Raw genomic sequence first — 15,177 nt, 5'->3', positions numbered from 1 at the left:
GGCTTCCTTTTTTACGTCCCAGTCGGGGTACGGCCTTACAGGCCGACTGCGAAGTAATGCTCCCGAAGTGTATGCTCCGACGAACCCCCTCGGGGTTCTCATCCTCACGGGACGCAAAAACGTCCCAGTCGGGGTACGGCCTTACAGGCCGACTGCGAAGTAATGCTCCCGAAGCGTATGCTCCGACGAACCCACCTGGGTTCATCACCCTTCTGGAATACGCAAAGAAGCCACCAATTTTAACATTGGTGGCTTCCTTTTTTACGTCCCAGAAGGGATTCGAACCCCTGACCGACGGCTTAGAAGGCCGTTGCTCTATCCAGCTGAGCTACTGGGACACAGAATTTTTTCAAGCAAAAAATATGTTATCATATCCCCCAGGAGATTACAACTATTTTTTTATGACCCATGAATTTGAGGTGGCAAGATTATGAGCACATCCTTCCGGGTTATATTGATAAGGTATAAGGGGGGGCCATGAACCTATGGGATATTTAGTCGCTGCTGATGGTCTGAAAGCTTGTCACGAATTCGCTTTTTTAAACTTGGCATTACATATGCTATAATCAACGAAATAAAAACAGGACCAGAAAGGAGGTGTCCTTATCAAGGACTCTTACTCCCAAGAACAAGAGGACAAGAACATCATCCTGTTTCCGAAGACGCTGGATTATTACCAGATTCAGCTTACGGTTATGCTCGAGAATGAACGTTATGGCGAAGCAATGGAAGTTCTTCGTTTTTTGCTGAAGTGCGGCGGACAGAATGAACGGAATTATGATGAGTGGAAATCCCTTCTTGAATGGCTGGAAGCGGCATTTCCGGAGCAGGCAGCACCTCGCTCAGCTGACGCTGAATCCGATCAGGCAGATGATCCTGATGAAGCGGATATGGCAAAGCAACTGGTTAAGGAAAAAGCCGCTCAGGATGCCGGATATGCCGACAAGCTGCTGGACTCTGTGATGAACGGACCGTTGACGGAACAGACCATTTTGGCGCTGGAACAGCTTGCCTATTTGGAGCGTCCTGAAATCGATGCAGTATTGGTGGATTGGCTCCACGATACGCCCCTTCACCCGCTTTTACAATTTCGGGTGCTTCAAACTCTCCGCAGAAGAGGAATGGAGGGGCAGGTTCGTCTTCACCGTGGACAGGAACCCGTTGAGATTGAAATTGAAACGGTACCCCTGGATCCAGCGGGATTTCCACCTGCAATTTCGAAAATATTGGAACGCGTAGCAAATCAGACCGAGGTGCATGAACCGACGTTGTTTTATTTTGCCCAGGAATTATGGTCCCAGTTCATTATGGCGATTTATGGAACCGAGGATTACCATTCGATGCTGGATGAAGAAGAATCGACACTGGATATTTGGGCGGCAGCGCTTCATGATATCGTGTCGGAGAGTCTGAAGGGTTTTCGAAATGAAGATGAGATTCGCCCGCTGTACGGCATAACAGACACCATGCGATTCCGCTATGAGGGGGCATATCGATCTCTTAAACAATTTGTGGCTGCAGGTGTGGAGGATTAGCTGGAATTGGAAAACGTTTACCGCATCGTAGCATAAGGGTTCGCCCTTGAAAAAGAATATAATGTTGTTTATACTATAGTGGTTATTCGGTACGTGATACATTATTGCGTCGACCACGTGAATTATTTTGGAGGGGAAAGCATAAATGAAAGCAACTTGGGAAAAAATAGAGAAGAACCTTGGTGTTCTTGAAGTTGAGGTAGATGCAGAACGCGTTGCATCCGCTCTTGACAAAGCTTTTAATAAAGTAGCAAAAAAAGCAAATGTACCTGGATTCCGCAAAGGTAAAGTGCCTCGGCCCGTTTTTGAAGCTCGTTATGGCGTTGAGAGCTTGTACCAGGATGCCATCGACATCCTTCTTCCGGAAGTATACGGCGAAGCTGTAGAACAGGCAGATATCTTCCCAGTAGATCGTCCGGATGTGGAAATCGAGCAATTCGGCAAAGGTCAAACTTTCAAGTTCAAAGCCAAAGTAACCGTGAAGCCTGAAGTTAAACTTGGCGATTACAAAGGTATCGAAGTAGCACCAGTAACTGCTGAAGTTTCCGATGAGGAATTGAATGAAGAGTTGGAGCGCTTGCAGCAGCGTCATGCAGAGCTTACTGTTATCGACGAAGGAGCTTCCCAATCTGGCGATATCGTCGTGATCGATTTCGACGGTTCTGTTGATGGTGTTCCTTTCGAAGGCGGACAAGCTGAGCGCTATTCCCTTGAGCTTGGAAGCAATTCATTCATTCCAGGCTTTGAAGACCAAGTTATCGGCATGGCAACAGGAGACTTCAAGGATGTGGAAGTAACATTCCCTGAAACATATCACGCTGAAGAGTTGGCTAACAAACAAGCTGTCTTCAAAGTAAAAGTACACGAAATTAAGCGCAAGCAGCTTCCTGAGCTGGATGATGAATTCGCTAAAGACGTTAGTGAGTTTGATACGCTTGACGAGTACAAGGAAGATCTGAAGAAGCAGCTGCTGGCTCGTAAAGAGCAAGAAGCACAAGGCGTTCGCGAGAACGAAGTCGTTGAAAAAGCAGCAGCAAACGCTGAAATCGAAATTCCGGATGCTATGATTCAATCCGAAGTTCAAAACATGATGCGCGATTTCGACAACCGTCTTCGCCAGCAAGGCATGAACTTGGAAATGTTCCTTAGCTTCTCCGGCCAAAGCAACTCCGATTTGGAAGAGCAAATGAAGGACGATGCGGCTAAGCGTGTTCGCAACAATCTCGTTCTGGAGCAAATCGCCAAAGAAGAGAAGCTTGAAGTTTCCGAAGAGGAAATCAACAAAGAACTGGAAAACATGGCTGACACGTATAAGCGTTCCGCTGAAGAAATCCGCAGCATCCTCGGTGCTAATGGATCCCTTGACAGCCTTCGTGAAGAATTGCTTCTTCGCAAAACGATCGACTTCTTGCTTGAGAACAGCGTAGAAGGTGCACCTGTTGAGAAGAAAGAAGATGCATCGTCTGAAGAATAATAAATAGGCGTCTGCGAGGGCGCCTCACTTTCGATAAGGCACGTACATATCATGCGTGCCTTATTTTTACCTAACAATAGCCAATTGGGTACTAGATATGACATGAAATGGTTATTAAATTCGACATACATAAACAGGACAAGCAGGCAGGATATAATCCTAGCGAAATTCATAGGATGTAAAAAGGGTTAAAAAATGACATGGAGCTTTGAACATGTTAGAATAACTTTTGTAACGCTGCAGTATATTTTCAAGGAAAAGAGGTTGGTCGCATGAGTCTTGTACCTATGGTTGTTGAGCAAACCAGTAGAGGCGAAAGATCTTACGATATCTACTCAAGATTACTGAAGGATCGCATTATTTTCCTCAGCAGTGCGATCGATGACGATGTTGCCAATCTTGTTATTGCCCAGCTGCTGTTTTTGGCTGCGGAAGATCCGGAAAAGGATATCTCTTTGTACATCAATTCCCCTGGCGGTTCGGTAACGGCCGGGATGGGTATATATGATACGATGCAGTTAATTAAGCCAGATGTGTCAACGATTTGTGTTGGCATGGCCGCCAGCATGGGATCATTGCTGCTTACAGCCGGAGCACCGGGCAAGCGCTATGCACTTGAGAACAGTGAAGTAATGATTCACCAGCCGCTCGGGGGCATTCAAGGTCAGGCATCTGATATCCAAATCCATGCAGATTGGATCATCAAGACCAGACATAAATTGAATCAAATCTATGTGGATCGTACAGGTCAGCCCCTTGAAAAAATCGAACGCGATACGGACCGCGACTTTTTTATGAGCGCGGACGAAGCGAAGGCGTACGGTATTATCGATGATGTTCTGTCTTCACCGACCAAATCTTAAGGGGTGGTAAAAGCATGTTTAAATTTAACGATGACAAAGGGCAGCTGAAATGCTCCTTCTGCGGTAAATCCCAGGAGCAGGTCCGCAAGCTTGTTGCGGGGCCCGGTGTTTATATATGCGACGAATGCATTGACTTGTGTTCCGAAATCGTCGAGGAAGAGCTTGGCCATGAAGAAGAAGTGGATCTGAAGGATATTCCGAAACCGCGTGAGATTCGGGACATTCTGGATCAATACGTAATCGGACAGGATCAAGCGAAGAAGTCTCTTTCTGTTGCCGTTTATAACCACTATAAACGTATCAACACTCAGAGCAAGATTGATGATGTTGAACTGCAAAAGAGTAATATTTTGATGCTTGGACCTACAGGTTCCGGTAAAACATTGCTTGCCCAAACGATGGCCAAGATTCTCAATGTTCCGTTTGCTATTGCAGATGCAACTTCACTGACCGAAGCCGGTTATGTGGGTGAGGATGTTGAGAACATTTTGCTGAAGCTGATTCAAGCTGCAGATTATGACGTGGAAAAAGCGGAACGTGGCATTATCTATATTGATGAGATCGATAAAGTGGCCCGTAAATCGGAGAATCCGTCCATTACGCGTGACGTTTCCGGTGAAGGGGTTCAGCAAGCTTTGCTGAAAATCCTGGAAGGAACCGTTGCATCTGTACCGCCGCAAGGTGGCCGCAAGCATCCTCATCAAGAATTTATCCAGATCGATACGACGAACATCCTATTCATTTGCGGTGGCGCATTTGACGGATTGGAGCAATATATTAAACGTCGGATCGGTAAGAAGGTTATCGGGTTTAATGCTTCCGGTGAAAGCCAGAAGGAATTGAAACCGGGTGAGTACCTCACCATGGTTCTACCTGAAGATCTGCTTAAATTTGGATTGATTCCTGAGTTCGTTGGACGTCTGCCAGTAGTATCTACCCTTGAGCCACTGGATGAAACCACCTTGGTGCGTATTCTGTCCGAGCCGAAAAACGCTTTGACGAAACAATACCAAAAGCTGCTTGAATTCGACAACGTTAACCTTAAGTTTGAGCCAGGCGCCCTTGAAGCGATTGCCCGTGAAGCGATTAAGCGTAACACTGGTGCACGCGGACTGCGCTCCATTATTGAAGGTATCATGCTGGATGTGATGTATGAAGTGCCGTCCAGAGACGACATCAAGGATTGCGTCATTACAGAGCAGGTTGTTCGAGATAAAGTAATCCCTGAACTTCAAGTCAAAGGTGACGAAGAAGACAAGAAACAAGAAGAAAGCGCCTAAGGCCCTTTAGGGTGTTAGACGTGGAATAAATCTACGCCGATTCTCCACTTCCAGTTAAACCCAAACGGGCTTGCTGGAGTGGAGCTTTGGCGTTATATGGGAGAGATCGTACCATGTTTTTGAGACAAGACACACGGCCTGTCAAGGTGGGGAACCTCACCATTGGGGGAAAGAACGAAGTCATTATTCAAAGCATGTGCACCACCAAAACCGCAGATGTGGAGGCAACCGTTGCGGAGATCCTTCGTCTGGAAGAAGCCGGATGTCAGATCGTCCGGGTAACGGTAAACAATGAGGAAGCAGCTGCGGCCATCAAGGAAATCAAGAAACGCATTCATATTCCGCTCGTGGCAGATATTCATTTCAACTATAAGCTTGCACTTATTGCGATCGAGAATGGTATTGATAAGGTTCGGATCAATCCGGGGAACATCGGTAAGCGTGAGAAAGTTGAAGCTGTCGTGAAGGCATGCAAAGAGAAGGGGATTCCGATTCGGATCGGGGTAAACGCCGGTTCCTTGGAGAATCATCTTCTTGAGAAATATGGGTATCCTACACCTGAAGCGATGGTGGAGAGTGCCTTGTACCATATCGGCATCCTCGAAGAGCTGGATTTCCACGACATTATCGTGTCCCTGAAAGCATCGGATGTCCCGATGGCGATTGCGGCATATACTAAGGCAGCGGAAGTAATTCCATATCCTCTTCACCTTGGAATTACCGAAGCGGGCACTTTGTTCTCGGGTACTGTGAAGAGTGCTGCTGGGCTCGGCGCCCTGCTGTCACTTGGTATTGGCAGTACGATGAGAATCTCCTTGAGTGCCGATCCTGTGGAAGAGATCAAAGTCGGCCGGGAACTTCTCAAATCCTTCGGCCTGATTTCGGATGCGGCTACCTTGGTATCTTGCCCAACCTGCGGACGGCTCGATATCGACTTGTTCTCCATTGCCAATGAGGTTGAGGAGTACATCTCGAAGATTAAAGTGCCAATCAAGGTTTCTGTACTGGGCTGTGCCGTGAACGGTCCCGGCGAGGCCCGGGAAGCAGATATCGGTATTGCCGGTGCGCGCGGCGAAGGCTTGCTCTTCCGTTACGGAGAGATGATCCGCAAAGTTCCGGAAGAAACTATGGTGGAAGAGCTTAAGAAGGAAATTGATCATATCGTGAAGGTGTACGAGGAAACCGGCGAAATTCCGGGCCGCAAGCACAAAACGACGGTTTAAGCTTGATAACTTAGTTATTGAAATAACCGCTTATATTGAAACGGCAGTCTCAGGAATTGAGACTGCCGTTTTGTTGTTTTGTAAGAGTTAAAGGGGGAGGCAGGGTATATCCTTGAGATTTCTTTGAGCGGTCAAAAGTGTAGCAATGACGAATAGGATAAGTTGACTAGCTCGTTAATTTCGGATACACGGTAAGAGTTGCAGGAGTCCATTTCAGTGGTCTGTCTTACAGTAACTATTCCTTGCTTTTTAATTGAGCTCTTTATTGAGCCCTTTATCGAGCTTCTTTTTATGAAGCTCAGCCCTTCCCTCTCCCCACCCCACGATGAAGAAGGATGCCATGCGCCGCACCAGCGGAGCGGACGAATCGATTCCGGAGAAGCGAAGTGGTCGCCTTTGTTGCCGAATTTCTACATTGATAATGTCATTCATGAAATTCGGAAACAACAGCGATCGGAGGAACGATACGTATGCGGAGCGTCTCACTGGAGCGTCTCACTGGAGCGTCTCATAGCCTCTTCCATCCAATTTTGATACTTTTACATCTTCCTCAATGCATCCTCATTAAGTCCTCCATATACAATTTGTTCCGCCGCCAGCGTTTTACCATCCAAGGAATCGGCAATACTACCATGTATTAACGTTTTGGATGAAGACATAATGGAATACAGGAGGAATGACTTGTGAATTTAAGTATCGTGATAATGCTGGTGCAGCTGTTCTTTGCAGTCATCATCGGCATTTATTTTTGGAACTTATTGCGTGGACAGAAGACGAGCAAAACAGCGGTAGATCGTGAATCGCGAAAGGAACTCGATAAATTACGCAAGCTTCGGTCGGTATCCTTAACGAAACCACTGGCCGAGAAAACAAGGCCGCAAACGATGGATGACATTGTCGGGCAGAAGGACGGCTTGCGCGCATTAAAGGCAGCGTTATGCAGTGCGAATCCGCAGCATGTTATCGTATATGGGCCTCCGGGAGTCGGCAAAACAGCTGCAGCCCGTGTAGTGATGGAGGAAGCGAAGAAGAACCCGCAATCCCCGTTTAAATATGATGCAAAATTCACGGAGATTGACGCCACTACGGCCCGCTTTGATGAACGTGGAATTGCCGACCCGCTCATTGGATCGGTTCATGATCCGATTTATCAAGGTGCTGGTGCCATGGGTGTTGCAGGCATTCCTCAGCCGAAGCCAGGTGCTGTGACCAAGGCACACGGAGGAATTCTGTTTATTGACGAAATAGGGGAATTGCATCCTATTCAGATGAATAAGCTGTTAAAAGTGCTGGAGGACCGCAAGGTTCTGCTGGAAAGTGCGTATTATAATTCTGAGGATGCTAACACGCCTGCCTATATACACGACATTTTTCAAAATGGACTTCCGGCAGATTTTCGACTGGTCGGTGCCACAACACGTTCGCCAGAAGAAATTGCTCCTGCACTTCGTTCACGCTGCATGGAGATTTTTTTCCGTCCGCTTTTGCCTGAAGAGATTGGGAAAATCGCAGAGGACGCCATTCAAAAAATCGGTTTAAATGCGGCCCCCGCAGCAGTGGAAGTTGTGAAACAGTACTGCTCCAACGGCCGTGAAGCAGTTAATATGATTCAATTGGCTGCCGGCCTTGCTCTGACTGAGAAGCGAGATGCTCTTAGCGCAGGGGATGTAGAGTGGGTGGCCAGCAGCAGCCAGCTTCAGCCAAGGCCCGACCGGAAAATACCGGAGAAGCCTCAAGTTGGCGTAGTAAACGGGTTAGCCGTTTACGGTCCCAATATGGGGGCGCTGCTCGAGATAGAAGTGTCTGCAGTTCCTGTTGAGAAGGGACGGGGAATATATAATATTACAGGCGTCGTGGATGAAGAGGAATTTGGCGGGGGTTCGCGGAAGCTGCGTCGTAAGAGCATGGCCAAAGGCTCGATTGAGAATGTGTTGACCGTTCTGGGCTCGATGGGCTTTACCCCTAAAAACTATGATCTGCATATCAATTTTCCTGGAGGAACGCCAATTGACGGCCCTTCGGCGGGTATTGCAATGGCGACGGCGATCGTATCGGCTATTAAAGGAATTGAAGTTGACAATAAGGTCGCGATGACCGGCGAGATGAGCATCCATGGAAAGGTAAAGCCAATTGGCGGAGTCATCGCTAAAGTAGAAGCGGCATTTCAAGCTGGGGCAACCCGCGTGATCATTCCCAAAGACAATTGGCAGACGTTATTTCAAGATTTGAGCGGCGGTTTACGGGTCATCCCGGTAGAATCGGTAGATGAGGTATTCGGTAATATTTTTGGAAGAGCGTTCACTCCCGAGGTGGTGCAGCTCCCAGGGAACGAGATTTTTCCATCCTCTTCCGCTTCATTGCTGCAGGCTACACCTCCACGTAATGGTAAAATTACGGACGCTGGTGGATGTTAAGCTTCATATGGTTGGTTTTTTATACGCAGATTTGATAAAATAGGAATAGTGTCAACATTGAGAGCCATTGGAGGTGCGAAAGCGATGGGACCCAGTAAATCCAAAGGTCGTCGTTTTCCTTTACTGCCTTTGAGAGGTCTTCTTGTCTATCCGAGCATGGTGCTTCACTTGGATGTAGGCAGGGAGAAATCGGTAAAGGCTTTAGAAAAAGCGATGGTTGAAGACAATTTGATTCTCCTATGTTCTCAATCGGAAGTGAACATTGAAGAGCCGACGCAGGATGATATTTTTCGGATTGGCACAGTTGCGAATGTACGCCAGATGCTTAAACTTCCGAACGGTACCATACGTGTGCTAGTGGAAGGTATGGAACGGGCGGAGGTTATAGAATATACGGATCAAGAGGAATACTATGAGGTCATTGCCCGGGAGCTTCCTGAAGAGGAGAACCATGACCCTGAAGTGTCCGCGTTAATGCGAACCGTACTGTCCCAGTTTGAGAATTACATCAATTTGTCGAAGAAGGTGACACCAGAGACACTTGCGGCCGTTTCCGATATTGATGAGCCGGGCCGACTGGCTGACGTAATTACAAGTCATCTGTCACTGAAGATCAAAGATAAGCAAGAAATTCTCGAAACAATTGACGTTCGCAAACGGCTCGAGAAACTTCTAGATATACTGAATAACGAGCGTGAAGTGCTGGAATTGGAGCGCAAAATCAACCAGCGGGTCAAGAAGCAAATGGAGAAGACCCAGAAGGAATACTATTTGCGCGAGCAGATGAAGGCCATCCAAAAAGAGCTTGGTGACAAGGAAGGTCGTGCAGGGGAAGTAGAGGAGCTTCGAGGCCAGTTGGAGGAGCTTGAATTGCCGGAGCGTGTTCAGGAGAAGGTTGAGAAGGAGATTGACCGACTCGAGAAAATGCCGGCAAGCTCTGCCGAAGGCGGCGTGATTCGAAATTATGTCGATTGGCTGCTGGCGCTGCCTTGGAGTAACAAGACCGAGGACGATCTGGACATCGTTAAAGCGGAGCAAGTACTTGACGAGGATCATTATGGACTGGAGAAGCCGAAGGAACGCGTGCTGGAATATTTGGCGGTCCAGAAGCTGGTGAAGAAGATGAAGGGGCCTATTTTGTGCTTGGTTGGCCCTCCGGGCGTGGGTAAAACATCGCTTGCCAGGTCTATTGCACGCTCTTTGGAACGCAAATTTGTTCGTGTATCTTTAGGCGGAGTAAGGGATGAGGCTGAAATCCGCGGACACCGGCGCACTTATGTAGGAGCTATGCCGGGACGTATCATTCAAGGCATGAAGACGGCGGGTTCAATGAATCCCGTGTTTCTACTGGATGAAATCGATAAGATGGCATCCGACTTCCGTGGTGACCCGTCTTCAGCGCTGCTTGAAGTGCTGGATCCCGAGCAGAACAATACGTTCAGCGATCATTTCGTGGAAATTCCCTTTGACCTGTCCAACGTCATGTTTGTCACGACAGCGAACGTGCTTCATAACATTCCGAGGCCGCTTCTGGACCGGATGGAAGTGCTGAACATTCCAGGCTATACCGAACTGGAGAAATTACAGATCGCCAATCGTTATTTGCTGCCTAAACAGAAGAGTGAGCACGGGTTAGCACCGGAGCAGCTGGTTCTGGATGAGGAAGCGCTTATGAAGGTAATCCGGGAGTATACCCGTGAATCCGGGGTGCGGAATCTGGAGCAGCAAGTGGCTGCGCTGTGTCGTAAAGCTGCCAAACAGATCGTAACGAATCAATCGGAATCCATTGAGATCAAGGCAGATGATATCAAGGAGTATCTTGGAATTCCGAAGTTCCGCTACGGCATGGCCGAACTTGAGGATCAAGTGGGCACAGTAACAGGACTTGCCTGGACGGAGGTCGGCGGCGAGACGCTGACCATTGAAGTAACCGTGGTACCTGGTACCGGCAAGTTGACCTTGACTGGGAAGCTTGGCGATGTCATGAAGGAATCGGCTCAAGCCGCCTTCAGTTTTACCCGCTCGAAAGCGGTAGAACTGGGTATTGATCCGGATTTCCATGAGAAGCTTGATGTCCATATTCACATCCCTGAGGGCGCTATTCCGAAGGATGGTCCTTCAGCCGGTATTACGATTGCGACAGCTCTGATCTCATCCTTAACGAAACGGCATGTAGCCCGTGATGTGGCGATGACAGGAGAAATTACACTTCGGGGACGTGTTCTGCCGATTGGCGGCTTGAAAGAGAAGTCATTGGCAGCTCACCGTGCCGGCTACAAAAAAATATTACTCCCTAAGGATAACGAACGTGACTTGCGTGATATACCTGACAGCGTGAAGAACGACGTGGAGTTCGTTCCGGTATCCCATATGGATCAGGTTCTGGAGCACGCGCTCGTTGAACAAACGGGAGTGCACTAGAGAGGAAAGTCTAAATATGAAAGTTACGAAAGCCGAGTTTGTCATCAGTGCTGTCGTACCTGCTCAATATCCTGATGATGCCTTGCCGGAGATTGCTCTGGCAGGGCGTTCCAACGTGGGCAAGTCATCACTGATTAACCGAATGATATCTCGCAAGAACCTAGCGCGCACAAGTGCGACACCAGGGAAAACCCAGCAGCTCAATTATTACCGGGTGAATGAAGATCTGTATCTGGTCGATTTCCCGGGTTATGGTTATGCGAAGGTGTCCAAAAGCCAGCGTGCTGCGTTTGGCGAAATGATTGAGAGATACCTGCTCAGCCGTGAAGAGCTGAAGCTTGTATTACTTGTAGTGGACATGCGTCACCCGCCGTCAAAAGACGATATCAGCATGTATGAATGGCTGCAGCATTACAACCGTCCGGTATGTGTGGTCGCGACCAAGGCGGATAAAATTCCGAAGACACGCCGCCAGAAACATGTGAAAATCGTGAAGGAAACACTCGGATTTAAACCCTATCATTCATTCGTCATGTTTTCATCCGAGCTAGGTCTGGGTAAAGATGAATTATGGGCCATTATGGAGTCTCATATGGGGACCAAGGAAACAAAGGTAGAGTCGGCTATTGAGTCGGATAGGGAAGGTAGCGAACCAGTCTGAACTGGTTCGTTTTGTTGTGATTTTTTCAAGGTAATACAGGGATTCGGTGTATTCTTCACAGGAAAGTGAGTATCATGCGGGAAATGTTAGCCTGATTCCGGCTAATTCCGTTTTTTTATGAAATATGATGGATAATCTCGTTCGGACGGCAAGAAATACCGCTGGCGTCTGCTGTATAATGGTAATAAGTTAAAAGAATTGAGGGAGATTTTTATGGCTCAGCGGTTAGCCACAGAATATGTTAATGCCACAATGCAAATGACGGATATTCAAATGGATCAATTTCTGCAATATAACCAAGCTTTCCGGGTTTCAAACCGGGTGAAAGTGATGGACAGCGGAGAGCAGGAATTCGTGCTCGAAGATGAAAGCGGGGAAGAAGTTCATTTGCCCTTTGAACGCAAGAATGGCTTGTACGTCTGTGAGCTGTCGTGCCGATTGGTTACCCCCCATCTGACGAATGCCGTAAGGAAACTGTTTGCGGCCTTTAATGGAACAGGCAGGGTAAATCGGATTTATCGCGGCTTTACGATGAGCTACGACTATCATGTAGGAACGGTGCACAGAATTACCCAGATTGCAGGGGACGACAGCATCGTTATCTACGAGTACAAGAATACAGCTGGTGAGCTGCAGCGTCTCTTTAACAGCAATGAAGCAGAGAAAGAGATCGAATCCATCCAGCGCAACATTAACGTGCTTCTGGATCAGCGGATTGCAGCAGGTAATGATAAACTGATAACGACGACGATCGATGAACGTCTGCGAAGATTTAATCAACGTCTATTCGTTCTGGAAGCTTAATCGGCTGCCCTGTGATGGGGCGGCTTTTTTTATTTATTGTCAATATACGGAATCTCAATATTATGCGTGCATGTGAGATAAATCTTTATTTATGCTTAATTAAACTGGGGGATTCACCATATCGTTCAAACCCACATATATTGAGCTGTAAAATAATTATTGGTTATTTTTGAAAAAGGTGTTGCAATTAAACGTTATAGATGTTATTTTTAATCTCGTTGAAAAGAATATAGGAACCAGGATTCACTCAGGACATGTAATGTTGCGAGAGATTATTCCCTCGGGAAGTGAATGACGTAGGTCCTAGCGGATGAAATTTTCAAACATTTTATTCCTAGGAAGGGGGAAACCGGAAGATGGAATACTCAACTTTCGGAAGACACGTTGCTGTTGATACTTGGGGAGTCGATTTTGAACTATTGAACAGTGCAGAATTTTTGCAAGCTCAGATGGTGGAAGCCGCTGAAGCATGTGGAGCAACGGTATTGTCCGTCCAATCCAAGCAGTTTGAACCACAAGGTGCAACTGTGCTGGTGTTGCTGTCGGAAAGCCATCTCTCGATTCACACATACCCTGAGAGAGGTTTTGCTGCGATTGACTGTTATACCTGTGGGGAGACAGTAGATCCGCAGTTGGCTATTGATTATCTGGTATCCGCTTTGAAACCTGAAAAATGCTATGCTAAAAAACTCGTGCGCGGACTCGGCGAAATGACCGTGGAAACGCCAGAGATGAAACAGGCTGAGCTCGTTTAAATTGGCCAACTAATCAAATGTGTATATTGATAACCATGGAGACTTCCATGGTTATTTATTTTGTAAGGGAATGAAGCCTTGGGTATTACAGGAAATTAATTTTTGCAATCATGAATTCGTAACAATTCGTACGTATATCTAAGTTGTCCTATATCCACAATAGTAAGGTGCAATCTTTTGGAAAAGCAAGCTTTGTCATGGAATGAAGAAGTATGGGGATTTCATAAACATTTCATAAAATAGACAAGGCTGCTCAGCATACTGTGATATAATGAACAGTATGTCTATACGGCAAAACTACTTGGAGAAATAGGCAGGTGAACATGCAATGCACATCGTCGTTGTTGGGTTGAATTATCGCACAGCGCCCGTGGAAGTCAGAGAACGGTTTACATTCTCGGAAGATGACATGCCAAAGGCATTAGAGCAACTTAATTCGACCAAGAGCGTATTGGAGGGCGTCATTGTCGCTACCTGCAACCGGACTGAGATTTATGTTGTGGTAGATCGCCTTCATATGTGCGGCTACTTTATCCGCAGTTTTATGGAACAGTGGTTCGGCATTAATCGTGAAGAATTTACACAGCATCTATATATATATGAAGACGAACAGGCTATTTCCCATCTGTTTAAGGTCACCTGCGGTTTGGATTCCATGGTTATTGGAGAAACGCAGATTCTTGGACAGGTGCGTAATGCTTTTTTGACGTCACAGAAGCATAATGGAACAGGAACCTGGTTCAATATGTTATTTAAACAAGCGGTTACGCTCGGCAAGCGGGCTCATTCCGAGACTTCAATCGGCGAAAGTGCCGTCTCTGTCAGTTATGCTGCAGTTGAGCTGGGCAAACGGATTTTTGGTGCGTTCCACGATAAGAAGGTCATGATTCTCGGCGCAGGCAAAATGAGCGAGCTTACCGTGAAGCATCTGTATGCCAATGGTGCCGCAGAAGTGATCGTAGCTAACCGCACGCTCACCAGAGCAGAAGAATTGGCACGCAAATTCAAAGGAACGCCTTGTACCATTAACGAAGCGATCCATTCGTTGAATGAAGTGGATATCATTATCAGCTCCACCGGTTCTAATGAATATGTGCTGAATGCGGAACGGGTTAAGGAGAGCATGAAGAAACGGCCATCCCGCCCGTTGTTCATGATTGATATTGCAGTACCACGTGATATTGATCCGGCAGTAGGCGATCTCTCGAATGTATTCTTATACGATATTGATGATTTGGAAGGCATTGTAGAGACCAATATGGAAATGCGCCGGGTGGAAGCTGCGAAGATTGAAGTGATGATTCAAGAAGAAATGGATGCCTTTCACACCTGGCTGAAGACGCTTGGCGTCAGACCAGCAATTCGGGCCTTACAGGAAAAATCGAATGCCATTCATGAAGAAACCATGGAAAGTCTGTTCAACAAGCTTCCGGAACTGGATGAACGCCAGCGAAAAGTCATTCGTCGTTTGACCAAGAGCATCGTTAACCAGATGATGCATGATCCTATTAACCGGATCAAGGAAATGACGGGTGGCAAACAGGGCGGCGAAGCACTGGATTATTTTTCACAAATATTTGCATTGGAAAGCCTGATTCATGAGAATGAGCAGGGTGCCAGCCGTCACAAGAAAGCAACTCCCGCCATTGAAGCTGAACGAACAAAGAATGCTTCGGATCAGCAGGTAGAAGAGAAGCCGCTGAAGGTGACTCTGGCTCCTGCCACCCTTTGAGGAGGGTGAGGGTAG

12 protein-coding genes and 1 tRNA gene are annotated in these 15,177 nt (G+C 47.2%); 12 read left to right on the top strand and 1 reads right to left on the bottom strand.

The genetic code is table 11. The features are described from left to right. Window positions 1–264: 264 nt before the first annotated feature. Window positions 265–338: transfer RNA gene (locus tag ABEQ74_RS26960), tRNA-Arg, on the bottom strand. A gap of 357 nt (window positions 339–695) precedes the next feature. Here ABEQ74_RS26960 and ABEQ74_RS26955 point away from each other — a divergent pair. From ABEQ74_RS26955 to hemA, 12 genes are all read left to right on the top strand, one after another. After that, window positions 696–1,535 carry a hypothetical protein gene (locus ABEQ74_RS26955; protein ID WP_430125309.1) on the top strand — a complete coding sequence of 280 codons (840 nt, stop codon included), beginning with the start codon at window positions 696–698 and terminating at the stop codon, window positions 1,533–1,535. 145 nt (window positions 1,536–1,680) lie between these two features. Continuing rightward, the gene (gene tig / locus ABEQ74_RS26950; protein ID WP_430125308.1) at window positions 1,681–3,009 is read left to right on the top strand and encodes a trigger factor; all 1,329 of its coding nucleotides are present in this window, start codon (window positions 1,681–1,683) and stop codon (window positions 3,007–3,009) included. Window positions 3,010–3,281: 272 nt separating this feature from the next. Further along, window positions 3,282–3,872, top strand: coding sequence for an ATP-dependent Clp endopeptidase proteolytic subunit ClpP (gene clpP, locus ABEQ74_RS26945; protein WP_053489410.1), 591 nt, complete (start codon window positions 3,282–3,284; stop codon window positions 3,870–3,872). 14 nt (window positions 3,873–3,886) lie between these two features. Continuing rightward, entirely contained in the window at window positions 3,887–5,152 is a 1,266-nt protein-coding gene (clpX, locus tag ABEQ74_RS26940; protein ID WP_430125307.1) for an ATP-dependent protease ATP-binding subunit ClpX, read from the top strand. Window positions 5,153–5,265: 113 nt separating this feature from the next. Then, window positions 5,266–6,375 (top strand): flavodoxin-dependent (E)-4-hydroxy-3-methylbut-2-enyl-diphosphate synthase, encoded by a 1,110-nt coding sequence (gene ispG, locus ABEQ74_RS26935; protein WP_430125306.1) that lies wholly within the window; start codon window positions 5,266–5,268, stop codon window positions 6,373–6,375. A gap of 216 nt (window positions 6,376–6,591) precedes the next feature. Further along, window positions 6,592–6,909, top strand: coding sequence for a hypothetical protein (locus tag ABEQ74_RS26930; RefSeq protein ID WP_430125305.1), 318 nt, complete (start codon window positions 6,592–6,594; stop codon window positions 6,907–6,909). 170 nt (window positions 6,910–7,079) lie between these two features. Next, window positions 7,080–8,789: an ATP-dependent protease LonB gene (lonB, locus tag ABEQ74_RS26925; RefSeq protein ID WP_430125311.1), complete on the top strand. Its 1,710-nt coding sequence runs from the start codon at window positions 7,080–7,082 to the stop codon at window positions 8,787–8,789. 84 nt (window positions 8,790–8,873) lie between these two features. Beyond that, the gene (gene lon, locus ABEQ74_RS26920) at window positions 8,874–11,210 is read left to right on the top strand and encodes an endopeptidase La (protein WP_430125304.1); all 2,337 of its coding nucleotides are present in this window, start codon (window positions 8,874–8,876) and stop codon (window positions 11,208–11,210) included. Between the two features lie 16 nt (window positions 11,211–11,226). Then, window positions 11,227–11,871, top strand: a complete 645-nt coding sequence (yihA, locus tag ABEQ74_RS26915) for a ribosome biogenesis GTP-binding protein YihA/YsxC (RefSeq protein WP_430125303.1) — start codon at window positions 11,227–11,229, stop codon at window positions 11,869–11,871. Window positions 11,872–12,084: 213 nt separating this feature from the next. After that, window positions 12,085–12,675, top strand: a complete 591-nt coding sequence (locus tag ABEQ74_RS26910; protein ID WP_430125302.1) for a non-ribosomal peptide synthetase module — start codon at window positions 12,085–12,087, stop codon at window positions 12,673–12,675. Between the two features lie 356 nt (window positions 12,676–13,031). Beyond that, a complete protein-coding gene (speD, locus tag ABEQ74_RS26905; protein ID WP_006208786.1) occupies window positions 13,032–13,430 on the top strand; it encodes an adenosylmethionine decarboxylase in 399 nt (132 codons plus the stop codon). Between the two features lie 328 nt (window positions 13,431–13,758). After that, the gene (gene hemA / locus ABEQ74_RS26900; RefSeq protein ID WP_430125301.1) at window positions 13,759–15,162 is read left to right on the top strand and encodes a glutamyl-tRNA reductase; all 1,404 of its coding nucleotides are present in this window, start codon (window positions 13,759–13,761) and stop codon (window positions 15,160–15,162) included. The last annotated feature ends 15 nt before the right edge of the window (window positions 15,163–15,177 follow it).

It is taken from the genome of Paenibacillus solani (assembly GCF_050475945.1).
In the GTDB taxonomy this organism is placed as follows: domain Bacteria; phylum Bacillota; class Bacilli; order Paenibacillales; family Paenibacillaceae; genus Paenibacillus_AQ; species Paenibacillus_AQ solani_A.
This window is presented reverse-complemented; position numbering and strand designations above follow the sequence as displayed.